Here is a 16,865-nt window from a genome sequence, read left to right as displayed (position 1 = left end):
GGGTACTACTCACGAAGCTATATAAGCAATCACCGTGCCAGCTCAGGATATTTGTTTTAAATCAAGTGGTTATCTATTTTCATTGATTCAAATCAAATGCTACTGTAAAAAATACCGACAGCATATTTACCGCTTAAATACCATGCTGTCAGAGTATTCCTACAGAGGTTTGCGTACCACCACATTCCATGTGTTTCCGGAAGTAAATTCCGAGTGAATTACATATCCTGCTGCCAACATCTTGGCGCGTAATTCTTCCACGTGGAACGGGCTATATAGAATGCCTTTACGGATGCCCCAGTCGTTAATCTTCTGCGCCGCCCAGCGTAGCGGCGCAATTCCTGCTGGATACAGCAGAACATTTGCTGCCATCGTCCCGCCCGGCTTGAGCACACGCAAAATGTCGCGCAGCGCCCCGTCGATGGTCGGGAAACAGTGGATCGAGTTGGCAATGTTCGCTGTGTCGAAGCGGTTGTCGGCAAACGGCAGCTGGGCTGCATCAGCATGCTGGACCTGGACTTGCGGATTGTTGGCAAAGCGGCGCTTGGCGCCAGCAAGCATTGATGGTGCATAGTCGATGCCAGTAACCTTGACTTGCGGCAATTTGCGGCGACGACGCCAGTTCAGCACCATTTCCAGCAGGGTTCCGGTGCCGCAAGCCACTTCCAGGTGGTCGGGACCGAAGTTCGGTCCAAAGAAGCGCATCTGGGTCCCGATTGTGCTGTTATAAGCGAAGGTCAGAATAAAAAAACCACGCAGGTCGTACCACCACGGCTCAGAGGAATAGGCTTCAGCGATTTCATCCCTGGTCTTACCTGTCGTCATGGAGCATCCTCATTTTCAAACACACGAAACGCTGAATATAGGATGTTCCGGTCAGGCAGGCAAGGCACAAATGCAATCGAGAAATAATTGGCGCACCAGTGCGGGCTCGCTGAAGCGGCAGGACAGCGCGTGAAGAGTCCTTAACCGAGCTGCCGCAGCCGGTTGACGATGCCGGCTTCCTCGCGCGGCGAAAAGAACCATGGGAACAGTGAACGTTCGCCTACCGCCTTGTCCTGCATGCCGCCGAGCTTATTGACCTGCTCGGTGCCATAAGCGGTTGATACCCGCAATAGAACTGCTGGCGCTTGCACGCGTGGATTGTCGCGCGATTCGCAAACGAGCTCGAATCCGAGCATGACTTCGTAGAAACGGCGATGACGCGGATTGACTTCAATGAGAATGTCACTGCAGCCATTCAGATCACGCGCATAGATCAATGACACATGAAACAGCGATGCAAGCACAGCCTTCGATTTGATTGCCGGATCGACTGCGAGCTTGATGATCTCGCATACCCGTCCGCGCCGGCGAAATGGATCGATATGGTCCTTGAAGACCTGATCAGCGAGCAATCCGATATCCGAATCCATGCCCAGACTTAAGGTCCCGAACACATCGCCAGCATCCGATGCAGTCAGCGTGATCCGATTCGGGTCAGTGCCGATCTGGTGATTGCCGCTGTAACCACGCCAGGCGTACATCTTACTGATGAGCATGCTCGCGGAATTGCGCTGGGTATCAATGTCGGCAGCGCGAATCCCGAATACGCGCTGGTTGATCGTGACATCAATGATGCTCGGATTACCATCCGCGGCTGAGTCATCGCCACCAAGCCCGGTGTAAGGGATGGCTGGCGCTAATGTCTCGATCATGTACGTTCTCCTGACAGTATCGGCGCGTCGTGCAGGGACGACAATTCGGTCATCTTTGCATCGACAATTGCTACAAAACCAATTTTATTAACAAATTGAATGTGAAATAGTGGAATTGCTACGCAAATTCCCTCACAGCAAAGAGTATCAGGTCAAGCGGCCTCTGCGGCACGTGGCGACACGAAAGCCTTGTGAAACAAGTGGCGCGTGAGCAACACCAACGGCATCCGCAGCCAGTTGCCACGCACATACAAGGCGAAATGGGCAGCGCCGTCGAAGCGTGCCGCGCAGTCGGGATGCGGCGGCACCAGCGCCCGCGTGAACAGTGCATCCATCAGCGCCAGCACGGGCCGGGGCGGTGCAAACGCCTCGGCGGCGGCCATGACCGAGGCTGGTACTGGCGTGCCGAACGTGCGGTTGGCGTGGCGCAGCGCATAGAACATCGGACGGGTGAGTTCCAGCGCAACAGCGCGCGCGACCAGGCCATCCCAGAAGCCCGGCTCGGCGCCGAAATGCGTCGCCAGGCGATGCATGTCGAACAGGTCGCGCAATCCCTGGTCGAATTCGCCACCAAAGAACAGGTGCACGGCGCTGTGCAGAAACATGTCGTGCGGTGACAACGAACACACGCCCAGCGCGCCGAGATCGCCGGGAATCGGCCGTGCGGCCGCGCGCAGCAATGCCGGGTCGGGCCGCACCGGGGCGGTTTCGGGCAGGATCGCGTGATGGACGTCGATCGCATTGCCGCGCCGCAGGTGCACCATCGGCGGCAGCTCATGCATCCAGGTGCGGTAATAGCGCTGGTCGTAGGCGTCGTGGTGGGTGCTGGCCCAGCCATGGACCATCAGCGCGTTTTCCACGTCGTCCAGCCTGTCCTTGGGTACGAGGATGTCGATGTCCGAGAACAGGCGACCACGGCCGGATGGCAAGCCGGCCATCGCGTAGGCGGCGCCTTTGAGCAGAATCAGGGGCAGACCCAGCTGGGCCAGGTCGCTGCGGATGCGCTCGACCTCGTAGCCAGTCAGGCGCCGATGGCGCAGTGCGACGATGCGCGCCGCTTCCAGGTGCTCGCGCGGCTGTGGCGGCACGTCGTCGAGCAGGCCATGCTCCTCGAGCAGGAACACCAGGATCGCGCCGACATTGGCGCTGTTGGCCTGGCGCAGCAGGCGGTCCCAGCCCGGCAGGTCCAGCAGCCGGACCCGGCCTGGCGCAGACAGCACCTCGACCAGCAGCGATGGCGCGCGCGCGGTCATGCCGTCACTCCCGCCAGGCCGTCGAACAGCGCGATCGCTTCGTCCAGCTGGCTGTAGCAGAATTCGTGACCGTCGGCACCGTCGACCAGATCGCCCAGGCAATCGAAGCCGGCAGGGCCGAGCACGAAATAGTTAAAGGCGTTCTCTGCCACCCGAATGAACAATTGCCCCTTGGACAGCGGGGTGAGCGTGGTCGCGGCACCTGCCTCGTAGCGGGGAAACACGATGTGGCGTGCGCGCCCAACCTTGCCAACCTGCGCCACGCTCGCGGCCGGCGCTTTCATGTGCGCGATCGTGCCCTTGTTGGTGCCGGGTACCGACGGGCCGAGCAAGGCGTCTGGCGCAAACGCACGGATCACGTCGATCGAGGCATTCTTGAGGCTGACCGGCCGGGCCAGCGGTGCGATCATGCCGTCACTGCGCCGGATCAGCGTCAATTCATCCGACAGCAGCCGCCAGCCGCGACAGACCAGGGCGGCGCACAGCGTGCTCTTGCCTGAGCCGGGCGGGGCCGGCAGGATGATCGCGCAGCCATTGCGCTCGATGACGGCGGCGTGCACGATCAGGTAACGGTGAGCGCGGTTCGAGACGCACCAGTTCATGACCCATTCGAACATCGGCCAGGCTTGCGCCACCGGCAGCGGAGCGAACGGCTCGCGGCCATCATGGTCGAAGCGGACCTGCGGATGCCACCAGCGGCGCAGGCCGGTACTTTGACGCAGGCGCACCTGGAAATCGGCAAAGCCGCCCGGCTCCTCGATCAGGTTGTCGCGATACATCAACCCGATGCCATCGGCGACCAGGGGAATATTCGATTGGATTCGGCTGACAAACGGTCCGGTGCGCAGCAACAGACCGGGGCCGCCCAGGCGCCGCACCAGTTCGGCACGGCCCAGATCGGCTACAAGAGACATGGTTCGATCAGATTCAGGGAGGACAGTTGTTCGAGCAGCTCGGCCACATCATGGGCCAGCGTGGCCTCGTCGACTTCGAAACGTTCGCGCAGGATTGCCGCAAGCGCCGATTCAGATGTGGGCCCGGTGCCCATGTGTTGCAGCACGACCAGCGCCTCGGGAGTCAGCAGGTGGGTTGCACCTGACACTTCGTTGAACAGGACGACATCGTCCTGCCACTGGCGGTAATGCAGAACTGCAGGGCCCGGACGACGCCAGGCCCCTGCTTGCTCACTCGCCGTGGACAGCGACAAGGTATTGCCTGACCTGATGGATATTCCAGGAAACACTAGCATTGACCTTGTACATGCCGGTGTTCTTGAGTTCGTTCCACATACGTTGCAGCGTCAGCACGTCGAGGAAGTCGATGCGGCGCGAAATGACGTTCAGGTAAGCCGTGCAGAGATGCTTGCCGATGTACGCGTACTGGGCATCGAACGTCGACGTCATCACCTCGGCCATTGAGCAGGCAAAATAGGTTTTCTCGAAGCGTTTTTCATTGCATTTGAAGACTTCGGCGAAACGCTTGGTTTTGTTGCATGGCCAGCTGCGCTGGACATGGCACCAGTTCGATGGCGACAGCGGATTGCAGCGCTGCTCGGTGGCCACGTTGCTGTTCAGGCCAGCCGAGTGGAAGGCCGATGCCGACTCGCAGACGAAACCGGTTTTCTGCAGCGTTGCGTGGCTTTCCAGCGTCATCAGCACACCCGCCGCGCCCAGGCCGGCTTTGGCCAGGCGGCGGCGCGTGGCGCCATGCTGAGGCATCGCCGGTGGGATGGATGGGTGTTGCGGCTCGTTACCGCTTTGTTGCTGATCGTTAGCCACGGCTAGTCCTCGAATTCAATTACGACACAGGTAATAGAGCAAGTTTCGTGCCCTTGGAAATTCCTGTAGGAATATTCTTACTTAAAACAACTACTTAGACGCTTGTCAAGCACGATTTTACACTGCATTGCGAAGGCTGAATCGCGGCAGTGTAAGAATAATCGACAGGCTTTTTAGAAGAAACTTTCCGGGATCACCAGGATGTCGCCCGGGCGCATCATGATGTTGGCAGAGATATCGCCATCCTTGATCAGGTCATCGAGACGCACTGGCAGTTTCTCTTGCTTGCCGTCGACCGTGCGGATGATGCTGGCCTTGTTACCCGATGCAAATTCGGTTACGCCACCAACGGCAATGACGACATCCATCACCGACATTTCGCGGCGATACGGCAGTGCCTGCGGACGCGCGGCCTGGCCGATGACGCGGATCTGGTCGCTGAAGTTACCGATGAAATTGGTCACGATCACGGTCACGACCGGCTGCTGGATGAACTTGGCCAGTGCACCTTCGATATCACGCGCCAGTTGAGTCGACGTCTTGCCGGCGGCCGGCAGGTCTTCGACCAGCGGGGTCGTGATCTTGCCGTCAGGACGCACCGGCACCGTCATCGAGACCTCAGGGTTGCGCCAGACGATGATGTTGACGCTGTCGCCAGGGCCAATCAGGTAATCAGGATTGATCGGTGCCATCGCGGCGGTGCTTGGCGGCGGCGGCGTGGCGCAACCGGCCAGAATCAGCATGCAGGCAGCGGCGCCAGCGGCGACCAGGTGTTTCGTCAGTTTCGTCATCATCGCGTTCATCCCTTGCACGCGCCATACCCCACCTGCCTGCATGGTTTACCGCGCGAATCAATAATTGTTATTTCGCCATCATGGCCTGCGCTATTGTAACGCAGGCCGCAGCGGGAACAAGCCATGCACAATTGAAATACTTTCTTGTTGTATGATCAACACGTCAGCATCAGCCAGCGCATGGCGGTCAGTCTAGCGCTCCAATAATTCCTGCACATGACGCACAGGAATGGCATACGTAATACCGCTTGGCGCCGTGATCGCAGTTTCTTTCAGCCCCTTCACGAACACCATATTGATCACGCCGAGCACCTGCCCGGTCTCGGGATCAAACAGCGGGCTGCCGCTGTTGCCCGGATAAGCGGTACCGTCGAGCTGATAGATGCTGAACGGCGAGCGCTGCAACTGCACCACGGCGCGCGCATCGAGCTTGCGCGCATTGAGCGACGGCTGCATGACCGGCGTGATGGCTGCCAGCAGCGCGCGGTGCGTGGCCGGATACAGGCCCAGCACCATGCCGAGCGGGAACCCGGTGAACGCCAGTGCCTGCCCCTCGGCCGCCATGCTGGCGTTGCCAAGACGCAACGCTGGCAGCGGTGTGCCCTCGATGCGCAGGTGGGCCAGATCATGCTGACGGTCGAGTCCGACCAGTTGCGCCGCCCGGAAACGCACGCCGGCGCCGTCCGGTACCACGATGCCCAGCTTTTCCAGCCTGGCGCCGTCGAGTTCATTGGGCACCACGTGAGCATTCGTGATCACGCTCAGGCCGTCGCCGACGACGAAACCGGTGCCGCTGAACACGATGGCCGGGCTACGCGTCTGCATCTGGGTGCCGATGCCGACAATCGACGGCTTGACCGCCGCCACCGTCTGCGGCAGCGTGGCCGCCCTTGCCGGCGCCATGACGATGGCGGGCCATATCAGGACGGCCAGGGTGGCGGCCGCGAGTTTTCTTCCAAACAGTCTACGCATCATCAAACGATCTCATTGGTTGCAGTTGCACGATGGAAGCAATCGTACGGCCCCTTTCGCTTTTTAGCCATTACAATAAGGACCTTTGAATTTCAGCAACATTTTTTGCGTCCCCTGTCACGCCCTCCGCCGTGACGCAATCATGCCAAAAAATACAACAAGCGGTTTCGCTAAATGTTTGCGATAATGCAACAATTAAGCATCCTGTAATGAAATTCACTTAAGATTTTTCTCTGGCTGTTTGCTCAGGTGTTGCAAACAGACGGTATCGTTTACCCAGAATCGCTGGATTTTCTAACCTGCAATTGCAATTGCTCAGGGTACAAGCGATCATGCACTTTGTTTATTTGTGAGCCTGGTTTTTTGCAGACCGGGACCTGACCGGCGAGACTGATACGATGGCTGAAATTACTTCCCAGATTCTTAACCTCCTCAAAGCCATCGGCAAGTATCGCTGGCATGCGGTCATCATCGCCTGGGTGGTGGCGCTGGCCGGCTGGCTGGTCGTCTACAAGTTGCCGAACCAATATGAAGCGTCGGCGCGCGTGTATGTCGATACCCAGAGCATCCTGAAGCCACTGCTGTCGGGCATGACCATGCTGCCGAACCTGGAGCAGCAGGTCCTGTTCATGCGCCGCACCCTGATCAGCCGTCCGAACGTCGAGCGCGTGGTGCGCGAGGTCGACCTCGACGTCAAGGCAACCGACGCCAAGCAGATGAACAAACTGGTCGACGACATGATGGCCAACATCAAGATTGCCGGCACCGAGCGTGATGACATCTACACCATCAGCTACACCGGCACCAGCGCCCGCGAAGGCAAGGACGTGGTCCAGGCCTTCCTGACCATCTTCGTCGAAGGCAGCTTCGGCAACAAGAAGCAGGATTCCGAAAAAGCGGTGCAGTTCATCGACGACCAGATCCGCAGCTACGAAGAGCGCCTGGCCGCTGCCGAGAACAGCCTGAAGGAATTCAAGATCCGCCATATCGGCATGCTGCCAAGCGAAGGCGCCGACTACGGCACGCGCATGGTCGCCACCAGCGAAGGCCTGAGTCAGGCCCGCCTGGAGCTGGCCGAGGCCGAGCAGGCGCGCAATGCGATCCGGCGCCAGATTTCCGGCGGCAACAGTGGCGGCAGTGGTTCGCGTCCGACGCCGATCTTCGTCGATCCCGAGCTGGATGAGCGCATCGCCAACGTCAACAAGACGCTCGACACGCTGCGCACCCAGTACACCGAGCAGCACCCCGACATCGTCGCCAACCGCCGCCTGCTCGAGCAGCTGCGCGAGCGCCGCGCCGAAGCCGCCAAGAACAACAAGCCGAGCATGGACCCGGGCGCCAGCTACAGCCCGATGCTGCAGCAGCTGACCGTGCAACTGTCCGATGCCGAAGCGCGCGTCGCGTCGCTGCAGGCGCGTGTCGCCGAATACAGCGGCCGCGTCGGTCGCCTGCGTGGCCAGGGCGAGCAAGTGCCCGAGATCGAAGCCCAGCTGGCACGCCTGAACCGCGACTACGAAGTCAATCGTGAAAATTACCAGAAGCTGGTGGCCAGCCGCGAGTCGGCCAAGCTGTCGGGCGACCTGTCGTCGGCCACCGACATGCTGACGTTCCGCGTCATCGATCCACCGACCGCGCCGGCGACGCCGAGCGGCCCGAACCGCATGCAGCTGTTCTCGCTGGTCTTCGTCGCGGCCCTCGCCGCCGGCCTGGCCGGTGCGTTCCTGCTGAGCCAACTGCGTCCGACCTTCCTCAGCCAGGCTGCCCTGCGTGAAGTCACGGGGCTGCCGATCCTGGGCTCGGTCAGCATGAACTGGACCGCCGAACAGACGGTGCTGCGCAAGCGCCGCCTGCTCGCGCTGGCCGCTTCGGTGCTGCTGCTGTTCGGCCTGTACGGCGCCGGCGTCGCAGCCATCATGATCCGCCCGTCGATGTAAGGCCGGTTGGCCACCAAGGAGCAAATGTGAGCATTATCGAAAAAGCGGCCAGCCGCATCGACCAGCAGCGCCAGAACGCTGCTGCCACCCCCGCCGCCGTGATCGTGGCGGATCCGCAAGAGCCCATCACCCCCGATGCCGGCTACGTCCCGGCGCGCCCACCGGAGCAGGTCGCTGCCCCCACGGCGCCGGCGGTTGCCCCGGAAGTGGCCGACGCCACCGCTGCGGCCGGTACCGCAGCCAATACCGCGACCAGTGGCCGCTACAGCACGCGCCGCATCGAACTGGACCTGGCACGCATGCGCGAGCTGGGCATGGTCACCGCGGCCGGTGGCCGCACGAACCTGCTGGAAGAATTCCGGATCATCAAGCGTCCGCTGCTCAAGCGCGCCTTCACCGAGCGCGGCCCGAAAGACAATCCGGGCAACCTGATCATGGTCACGAGCTCGCTGCCGGGCGAAGGCAAGACCTACAGCGCGATCAACCTGGCGATGAGTATCGCGATGGAACTCGATCACACGGTGCTGCTGGTCGACGCCGACGTGGCGCGCCCTTCGGTGCTGCGCACGCTCGGCCTGCCGGCCCAGCGCGGCCTGATGGACATCCTGCTCGACGACAAGCTCGACCTGGCGGACGTCATGCTGCGCACCAACGTCGACACGCTGTCGATCCTGCCGGCGGGTACCAGCACGCCCCGTGCCACCGAGCTGCTGGCCAGCTCGACCATGACGGCGATGGTGCACGAACTCGCACACCGCTATCCCGACCGTGTCATCATCTTCGATTCGCCGCCACTGATGCTCACCAGTGAATCGCGGGTGCTGGCCAGCCACATGGGCCAGATCATCGTCGTGGTGGAAGCCCAGACCACGACCCAGCACGCGGTCAAGGAAGCGTTGCAGCAGCTCGAAGGCATGGCCAACGTCAATCTGCTCTATAACAAGACCAGGGATATTCCGGGCATTGAAGAAACGTATGATTACCACTATGGCTAAGCAGCGCGCTGGCCTCGCCCTACCGCGCCTCGCGCCACTGGCAACGGCCGCCATGTTGGTGGCCGCATGTCCGGCGCAGGCCGAATGGAAGGTCACGCCGACACTGTTGGTAAGCGAGATCTGGACCGACAACGTCAACCTGACCGAAGACGCGCTGGCGCACAGCGATCTGATCACGCAGGTATCGCCCGGCATCACGGTGCTCAATCGCAGCCGGCGTCTGACGGTCGAGGCCACGGCACAGGTGCACGCTTTTGCGTACCTGCGCGATAGCGACAAGCGCAACCTGTCCGACCCCGCCATCGTCGGCCAGAGTCTCGATCCCCAGGATACCGAGCGTACCTACCGCGGCAACCTCAGAGGCGAGCTGGCGCGCGACCTGTTCTACGTCGATGCGAGCGCATCGCGTGGTCAGCAGAGTATCTCTCCCTTCGGCCCGCGCCCGAGCGGCGACCTGTATTCGAACCGCAACCGCACGGAAATCGACTCTTGGAGCATCAGCCCCTACCTGACGCGCAGCTTCGGCAGTGTCGCGTCTGGCATGCTGCGCTTCACGCGCGACTCGGTAAGCGGCGGCGACGCCCTCGGCTACCGCGGCACCGGGGGCAACACCCTGCTTGCCACGCTCGACAGCGGTCCGGCGTTCCGGACGGTTGGCTGGGGTGTCAGCTATGTCAAGCAGAAACTCGACGGCGCCGAGTATGGCGATTCGTCGAACGAGAACCTGTCGACCAAGCTGCGCTATGTCATCAGCAATCGCCTGTCGCTGCTCGCCAATGCCGGCTACGACCGTTACGATTATGAAGGCCTGGGCGGTAGCGACCAAGGCGCCAACTGGTCGCTCGGCTTTGCTTGGTCCCCGTCGCTGCGTACCAGCGTGGAGGCAACGCTCGGACGCCACTTCTACGGCACCACCGGCACGCTGTCGGCGCTGCATCGCTCGCGTCACACGACCTGGAACATCAGCTACGACGATATCGTGACCACGTCGCGCCAGCAGTTCCTGCTGCCATCGACGTTCGACACGGCGGGCCTGCTCGACAGCATGTTTGCCACGGCCTACCCTGACCCGATCGAACGCCAGCGCGTTGTCGCGGCCTATATCCAGTCCAACGGCCTGCCACCGTCGCTGACCGACAGCGTCAATTACCTAAGCAACCGCTTCCTGCGCCAGAAATCGCTGCGCGCGTCGATGGGATTCCGCAAAGCCCACACCAATGCCGTGTTCGCGCTATATGCCACCCGCCGCAACGCCCTGTCCACCCAGCAGAGCGACAGTGCTCTGCTGGGAAGCCAGCAAGGCAGCCTGAACGACAATGTGCGCCAGATCGGCGCCAACGCGAGCTATACCTACCAGCTCAGTTCCCGCGCCAACCTGACGGCCGGCTACGACTTCAACAAAAGCAAGTCCCTGACGGGCGGATTCGATGACGAGCAGCGCACACTGCGTGTGGGGGTATCGCGCCGCTTTGGCGACACGCTCGCCGCGATCGACTTGCGTCGCCGCACCGGCAGCCTTGGCCGCTGGAACAGCGACGGCAATATCGACAACGGCAATACCTACACCGAGCGCGCCCTCGTGGCGAGCCTGAACATGCAGTTCTGAGCGTAACGGATCCACGATGTACGAAACCTATTACGGCCTGTCGGCCAAGCCCTTCCAGCTCCGCCCTGACCCGCATTTCTTTTATGGGTCCAAGGGGCACAAGCGCGCCATGGCCTACCTCGAGTACGGCCTGTCGCAAGGCGAAGGCTTCATCGTCATCACAGGTGAAGTCGGCGCCGGCAAGACCACGCTCGTGCGCAATATGCTGAGCAAGCTGCCGCTGGATCAGATCGTGGCCGCGCATATCGTCAACACCAGCCTAGATCCCGAAGACACGCTGCGCATGGTGGTGTCGAGCTTCGGCCTGCCGTACGAAGGCCAGAGCAAGGCCGAGCTGCTCAACCGCCTCGAGCAGTTCCTGCGCACGGTCGACCGCCAGGGCAAGCGCGCCCTGCTCGTCATCGACGAAGCCCAGAACCTCAACGCCCGCACGGTCGAAGAACTGCGCATGCTGTCGAACTTCCAGACCGACGAACGTTCGCTGCTGCAGACGTTCCTGCTTGGCCAGCCCGAGTTTCGCGCCACGCTGCACAGCCCCGGCATGCAGCAGCTGCGCCAGCGCGTGATCGCCAGCTACCACCTGGGTCCGATGGATGCGGCCGAAACGCGCGCGTATGTCGAGCACCGCCTGGCCACCGTCGGCTGGCAGGGCACGCCGTCGTTCGACGACGGCGCGCACGCCGCGATCTACGCCTACAGCGGCGGCATCCCGCGCAAGACCAACACGCTGATGGACCGCGTGCTGCTGATGGGCTACCTGGAAGAACTGCAGGCATTCACCGAAGCGCACATCAACGACGTGGTGCGCGACATCTCGGAAGAATTCGACGCGCCCGACCTGGATGACCTGGCCGGGACACACGCCGAGCAGAAAATCGGCAGCAGCCACGGCAACGAGCCGCAGCCGGCCGAGCGCCGCGCCAGCGTCGAACAGCTCGACGAACGCATGATGCGCCTCGAGAAATCGATCGTGTCGGTGCTGTCGATCCTGAAAAAGATCGCGGCCACGCCACCGACTGCCTCCGGCGCTGCGCCCCACCACCCGGACCACCAGGAATAAACGCCATGAAAATGACCGCTCCCGCAGCCCGGCCGCGTCCAGCGCCGGGTGAAAAAATCCGCAATGCGATGACCTGCGACGTGGAAGACTACTTCCAGGTGTCGGCGTTTGCCCCGTACATCGACCGCGACAGCTGGCCAACGCGCGAATGCCGCGTCGAAGCCAATATGGAACGCATCCTCGCGCTGTACGAGCGCGAAGGCGTGCGCGCGACCTTCTTCACGCTGGGCTGGATCGCCGAGCGCTATCCCGCGATGGTGCGCCGCATCGTCGAGGCAGGCCACGAGCTGGCCAGCCACGGCTACGGCCACCTGCGCGCCTCGGACCAGAGCCGCGCCGAATTCGACAACGATATCCGCTCGGCCAAGGCGCTGCTGGAAGACATCGGCGGCCAGGCCGTCGTCGGCTACCGCGCGCCGAGTTTTTCAATCGGCCACGGCAATCTGTGGGCGCTCGACGCGCTGCACGAAGCGGGCTACAAGTACAGCTCGAGCATCTATCCGATCGCGCACGACCACTACGGCATGCCCGACGCGCCGCGTTTCGCGTTCTACCCGAACGGCCCGGACGGCATCCTCGAAGTACCGATCACCACGGTGAAGATGGCTGGCCGCCACCTGCCGGCCGGCGGCGGTGGTTACTTCCGCCTGCTGCCATACGCGCTGTCGCGCTGGATGATGGAAAAGGTCAACCGCGAAGACGGCGAGTCGGCCCTGTTCTACTTCCACCCGTGGGAAATCGACACCGACCAGCCACGTCCCGACGGCCTGGGTGCCAAGGCGAAGTTCCGTCACTACGTCAATATCGACCGCATGGAGCGCCGTCTCGAACAGCTGGCGCGTGACTTCAAGTGGGACCGCATGGACCGCATCTTCCTGGACAAGCCATGAATTCGATCATCGAAGCGGCGCAAGCCAGGCGCGCGGCGCCCGTCGCCGCTGCCGCCGGTCCGCAGACGCTGCATTTGATGACGCCGCAGACCGCGGCGCGCTGGGATGCGTTCGTCCGGGCCTGCCCGGAAGCGACGTTCTTCCATCTGTCCGGCTGGCAGTCCGTGATCGAGCAATCGTTCGGCATCAAGACCTGGTTCTACTTCGTCGAGCAGGACGGCCAGATCCAGGGCGTGCTGCCGCTGGCAGAGATCAAGAGCCGCCTGTTCGGCCATTCGCTGGGCGCAATGCCGTTTTGCGTGTACGGCGGCGTGGCGGCCATCGACGACGGCGCACGCGTGCTGCTCGATGGCGCGGCCGATGCGCTGGCGCGCCAGCTCGGCGTGGGCCACCTCGAATACCGCGCCATGGAGCGCGCGCACCCGCATGACCCGAGCTGGCTGACCAAGGAGCTGTACGTCACGTTCCGCAAAGAGATCAGCGCCGTCGATGACGAGAACCTCAACGCCATCCCGCGCAAGCAGCGCGCGATGGTGCGCAAGGGGATCAAGCTGGGCCTGAAGGGCGTGGTCGAGGACAACGTCGACCATATGTTCACGGCCTATGCCCACAGCGTGCTGCGCCTGGGCACCCCGGTGTTCCCGAAGAAGTACTTCGCGCTGCTGCAGAAGACCTTCGGCGCCGAATGCGAAGTGCGCTCGATCTACACCAGCGACGACCGCCTGGTCGGCTCGGTGCTGTCGTTCTACTGGCGCGACGAAGTCGTGCCGTACTACGGCGGCGGCATGGACCTGGCGCGCGAAGTGGCGGGCAATGACTTCATGTACTGGAACCTGATGCAGGCGGCCGCGGCGCGCGGTTGCCGCCTGTTCGACTTTGGCCGCAGCAAGCTGGGCACCGGTGCCTACGACTTCAAGAAGAACTGGGGTTTCGTTGCCACGCCGCTGCCGTACGAGTACAAGCTGTACGCCACCGATGCGCTGCCGGACAACAATCCGCTGAACCCGAAGTACCAGTTGTTCATCAAGGTGTGGAAAAAGCTGCCGCTGCCGGTGGCGAACTTCCTGGGCCCTTACATCGTGCGCAACCTGGGCTGACAACGTGCAAGACCTGCTGCTGCTGATTCACCGCATCCCGTACCCGCCCAACAAGGGCGACAAGATCCGCTCCTACCACCTGCTCAAGCACTTGGCGCGCGACTACCGCGTGCACCTGGCCACGTTCGTCGACGATGCCGACGACTGGCAGCACGTGCCGACGGTGGAGGCGCTGTGCGCCAGCAGCCATTTTGCCCCTCTCAATCCGCTGCGCGCCCGCGTGCGCAGCCTGGGCGCGCTCGTCAAGAACCGCTCGCTGTCGCTCGACTACTACCAGGATGCCGGCATGGCGCGCTGGGTCGACCAGACGGTCGCCACGCACAAGATCGATCGGGTGATGGTGTTCTCGTCGCCGATGGCGCAATACGCCGACAAGCTGGGCGATGCGCGGCGCGTGATCGACTTCTGCGACGTCGATTCGGACAAGTGGCGCCAGTATGCCGAGAAGAAGTCGCCGCCCATGAGCTGGCTGTACCGCCACGAAGCGCGCCAGTTGCTGCGCTACGAACGCCAGGTCGCCAGCCAGTACGATGCGTCGCTGTTCGTCTCCGCGCCCGAAGCGGACCTGTTCCGCAAGCTGGCGCCTGAGAGCACGGCGCGCATCGGCCACTTCAGCAACGGCGTGGATACCGAGTACTTCTCGCCAGAGCATGCGTCTGCCAGCCCGTATGCGGCAGGCGAACGCGCGCTTGTCTTCACTGGCGCGATGGATTACTGGCCGAACGTCGACGCGGTGCAGTGGTTCTGCGACGAAGTCTTCCCTGCCCTGCGCGCGCAGGATCCGGCGCTGGCCTTCTACATCGTCGGCTCGCGCCCGAATGCCCAGGTCCAGGCGCTCGGCGCCTTGCCGGGCGTGACCGTGACGGGCACCGTGCCCGACGTGCGCCCGTATATCCGCCACGGCTGTGTGGCGGTGGCGCCGCTGCGCATCGCGCGCGGCATCCAGAACAAGGTGCTGGAAGCGATGGCCATGGCCACGCCGACGGTGGTCTCGCCGCAGGCGCTCGAAGGCATCGATGCGGCGCCAGGCAGCGAACTGGCGGTGGCCGACGGCGCGCCGGCCTGGATCCAGACGTTGGGCGCGCTGCTGGCGCGCCAGCACGAACAGAACGCAAGCATGGGCCGCGCCGCACGCGCGCGGGTCGAACAGCACTATAGTTGGCCAAGCAACCTGGCCTGCATCGAGGAGCGACTGGAATGCACGTGACACCCCCATCCGGCATTGCCGGCGCCAATCTGGACGCCGCTCCGACCCCGCTGGCACGTTCGAGCGCCATGCTGATCGCGCTGGCACTGCTCGCGCCCTTCTTCCTGTACCTGGGCACCGCCGAATCGCTGGTCGCGATCTGGAACAGCTCCGAGACCTTCGCCCACGGCTACGCCATCCTGCCGATCAGCCTGTGGCTGATCTGGCGCCGGCGCGACGTGTTCGATGCGATTCCCGCGCGCCCGTGGGCGCCCGCACTGCTCCTCCTGGCGCTGCTGGGGGCCGGCTGGCTGCTGGCGCGCATGGGCGAAGTCCAGGTCGTGATGCAGTACGCGTTTGTCGCGATGTTCCCGATCGTCGCGCTGGCCATGCTTGGCCCGCGCCTGGCCGGAGCGCTCGCGTTTCCGCTGCTGTTTCTGCTGCTGGCGGTGCCGTTTGGCGAAGTGTTCGTCGCGCCGCTGATCAACCTGACCGCCGACTTCACCGTGTGGGCCGTGCAGGCCACCGGCATCCCGGTGCTGCGCAACGGCACCCGCTTCGACCTGCCGACCGGCTCGTGGTCGGTGGTGGAAGCCTGCAGCGGCGTGCGCTACCTGATTTCATCGGTCACGCTGGGCTGCCTGTACGCCTACCTGACCTACCAGTCGACCAAGAAGCGTTTACTCTTTGTAGTCGTGTCGATCATCGTGCCAATCATCGCCAACGGCCTGCGCGCCTACATGATCGTGATGATCGGCCACCTGTCGGGCATGGAACTGGCCACCGGCGTCGACCACCTGATCTATGGCTGGGTCTTCTTCGGCCTCGTGATGCTGCTGATGTTCTGGATCGGCAGCTTCTGGCGTGACGACGATCCGCTGCCGGCGGCCGAATTGCCGGTGGCAGCGCGCACCCGCCGCGATGGCGTACCGCCAGTCAGCACGGCACGCATGGCGGCGATGTGCGCCGCCGTCGTGGCGCTGGCCGCGCTGTGGCCGGGCTTTGCCCGCTACAACGATGCGGCCAATCTCAATCCGCAGCAGGTAGAGCTGACGAGCGTGGCGATCGGCTGGCCGCAGGCGGCGCCATTTACCGGCTGGACGCCGCGCTGGATTGCGCCCGATGCGACCTACCGCGCCACGTTCCGCAACCCCGACGCCACGGCGCCGGTCTCGCTCGACATCATGTACTACCGCAACCAGCGCAACGGCAAGGCTTTGATCAGCTCCATCAATATGCTGGCTGCCTCCGACGACGCCTGGCATGCGCTGGGCGGCACGGCGCGCAACGAAACGATCGACGGCAAGCCGGTCACGCTGCGCGAAACACGGATGACGGGTCCGGGCGGCCAGTTCCTGGTGTGGCAATGGATGTCGATCGACGGCCACCTGACCTCGAACAACTACGTCGGCAAGCTGCTGCAGGCCCAGGCCAAGCTGCGCTTCCGCGGCGACGATGGCGCCGTCGTGCTGCTGTCGGCGCCGGTGGGCGACGACCCCGACGCCGCACGCGCTGCACTGCGCGCCTTCATGACGGTGCAGGGCCCGGCGATCGAGCGTGCGCTCGAGCACGCGCGCACGCATTGAACGGAATCGAACACGCC

At 63.0% G+C, this 16,865-nt stretch carries 16 protein-coding genes; 8 read left to right on the top strand and 8 right to left on the bottom strand.

Annotated features, from left to right (window positions below):
* Positions 1 to 159: 159 nt before the first annotated feature.
* The 8 genes from AC56LN_RS09780 to AC56LN_RS09745 all read right to left on the bottom strand — a co-directional run bounded on the left by AC56LN_RS09780 (position 160) and on the right by AC56LN_RS09745 (position 6,497).
* Positions 160 to 825 carry a class I SAM-dependent methyltransferase gene (locus AC56LN_RS09780; RefSeq protein ID WP_499571314.1) on the bottom strand — a complete coding sequence of 222 codons (666 nt, stop codon included), beginning with the start codon at positions 823 to 825 and terminating at the stop codon, positions 160 to 162.
* A 140-nt stretch (positions 826 to 965) separates the two neighbouring features.
* Complete coding sequence (locus tag AC56LN_RS09775; RefSeq protein ID WP_499571312.1) at positions 966 to 1,697, bottom strand: GNAT family N-acetyltransferase; 732 nt, start codon at positions 1,695 to 1,697, stop codon at positions 966 to 968.
* Between the two features lie 152 nt (positions 1,698 to 1,849).
* On the bottom strand, positions 1,850 to 2,950 hold the full coding sequence (locus AC56LN_RS09770) for a nucleotidyltransferase domain-containing protein (protein ID WP_499571311.1): 1,101 nt from the start codon (positions 2,948 to 2,950) through the stop codon (positions 1,850 to 1,852).
* Entirely contained in the window at positions 2,947 to 3,864 is a 918-nt protein-coding gene (locus tag AC56LN_RS09765; protein ID WP_499571309.1) for an HprK-related kinase A, read from the bottom strand. The genes AC56LN_RS09770 and AC56LN_RS09765 overlap by 4 nt, the downstream gene beginning before the upstream one ends.
* Positions 3,852 to 4,157: an HPr-rel-A system PqqD family peptide chaperone gene (locus AC56LN_RS09760; RefSeq protein WP_499571307.1), complete on the bottom strand. Its 306-nt coding sequence runs from the start codon at positions 4,155 to 4,157 to the stop codon at positions 3,852 to 3,854. Before AC56LN_RS09760 ends, AC56LN_RS09765 begins: the two co-directional genes overlap by 13 nt.
* On the bottom strand, positions 4,135 to 4,728 hold the full coding sequence (locus tag AC56LN_RS09755) for a hypothetical protein (protein WP_499571305.1): 594 nt from the start codon (positions 4,726 to 4,728) through the stop codon (positions 4,135 to 4,137). Before AC56LN_RS09755 ends, AC56LN_RS09760 begins: the two co-directional genes overlap by 23 nt.
* A 173-nt stretch (positions 4,729 to 4,901) precedes the next feature.
* The gene (locus AC56LN_RS09750) at positions 4,902 to 5,519 is read right to left on the bottom strand and encodes an XrtA/PEP-CTERM system exopolysaccharide export protein (RefSeq protein WP_482900157.1); all 618 of its coding nucleotides are present in this window, start codon (positions 5,517 to 5,519) and stop codon (positions 4,902 to 4,904) included.
* Between the two features lie 195 nt (positions 5,520 to 5,714).
* Positions 5,715 to 6,497 carry a S1 family peptidase gene (locus AC56LN_RS09745; protein ID WP_499571303.1) on the bottom strand — a complete coding sequence of 261 codons (783 nt, stop codon included), beginning with the start codon at positions 6,495 to 6,497 and terminating at the stop codon, positions 5,715 to 5,717.
* Positions 6,498 to 6,892: 395 nt separating this feature from the next.
* Here AC56LN_RS09745 and AC56LN_RS09740 point away from each other — a divergent pair, with 395 nt between their 5' ends.
* Genes AC56LN_RS09740 through xrtA form a run of 8 tightly spaced genes read left to right on the top strand, consistent with a single transcriptional unit; the run spans position 6,893 to position 16,848 of the window.
* The gene (locus tag AC56LN_RS09740) at positions 6,893 to 8,428 is read left to right on the top strand and encodes an XrtA system polysaccharide chain length determinant (RefSeq protein WP_499571301.1); all 1,536 of its coding nucleotides are present in this window, start codon (positions 6,893 to 6,895) and stop codon (positions 8,426 to 8,428) included.
* 26 nt (positions 8,429 to 8,454) lie between these two features.
* Positions 8,455 to 9,423: an XrtA-associated tyrosine autokinase gene (locus AC56LN_RS09735; RefSeq protein WP_499571299.1), complete on the top strand. Its 969-nt coding sequence runs from the start codon at positions 8,455 to 8,457 to the stop codon at positions 9,421 to 9,423.
* Positions 9,404 to 11,029, top strand: coding sequence for a TIGR03016 family PEP-CTERM system-associated outer membrane protein (locus AC56LN_RS09730; protein ID WP_499571297.1), 1,626 nt, complete (start codon positions 9,404 to 9,406; stop codon positions 11,027 to 11,029). The genes AC56LN_RS09735 and AC56LN_RS09730 overlap by 20 nt, the downstream gene beginning before the upstream one ends.
* 16 nt (positions 11,030 to 11,045) lie before the next feature.
* Positions 11,046 to 12,089, top strand: coding sequence for an XrtA/PEP-CTERM system-associated ATPase (locus AC56LN_RS09725; protein ID WP_499571295.1), 1,044 nt, complete (start codon positions 11,046 to 11,048; stop codon positions 12,087 to 12,089).
* Between the two features lie 5 nt (positions 12,090 to 12,094).
* The gene (locus tag AC56LN_RS09720) at positions 12,095 to 12,979 is read left to right on the top strand and encodes an XrtA system polysaccharide deacetylase (protein ID WP_183554692.1); all 885 of its coding nucleotides are present in this window, start codon (positions 12,095 to 12,097) and stop codon (positions 12,977 to 12,979) included.
* Positions 12,976 to 14,076 (top strand): FemAB family XrtA/PEP-CTERM system-associated protein, encoded by a 1,101-nt coding sequence (locus tag AC56LN_RS09715; protein ID WP_499571293.1) that lies wholly within the window; start codon positions 12,976 to 12,978, stop codon positions 14,074 to 14,076. Before AC56LN_RS09720 ends, AC56LN_RS09715 begins: the two co-directional genes overlap by 4 nt.
* Before the next feature lie 4 nt (positions 14,077 to 14,080).
* Positions 14,081 to 15,283 (top strand): TIGR03087 family PEP-CTERM/XrtA system glycosyltransferase, encoded by a 1,203-nt coding sequence (locus AC56LN_RS09710; protein ID WP_499571291.1) that lies wholly within the window; start codon positions 14,081 to 14,083, stop codon positions 15,281 to 15,283.
* Positions 15,274 to 16,848, top strand: a complete 1,575-nt coding sequence (gene xrtA / locus AC56LN_RS09705; RefSeq protein ID WP_499571289.1) for an exosortase A — start codon at positions 15,274 to 15,276, stop codon at positions 16,846 to 16,848. Before AC56LN_RS09710 ends, xrtA begins: the two co-directional genes overlap by 10 nt.
* Positions 16,849 to 16,865: the final 17 nt, after the last annotated feature.

The organism is Telluria sp. ZT3P26, from assembly GCF_059686035.1.
Note: the sequence above shows the minus strand (reverse complement) of the source record. Positions and strands in the feature narration are given on the sequence as shown.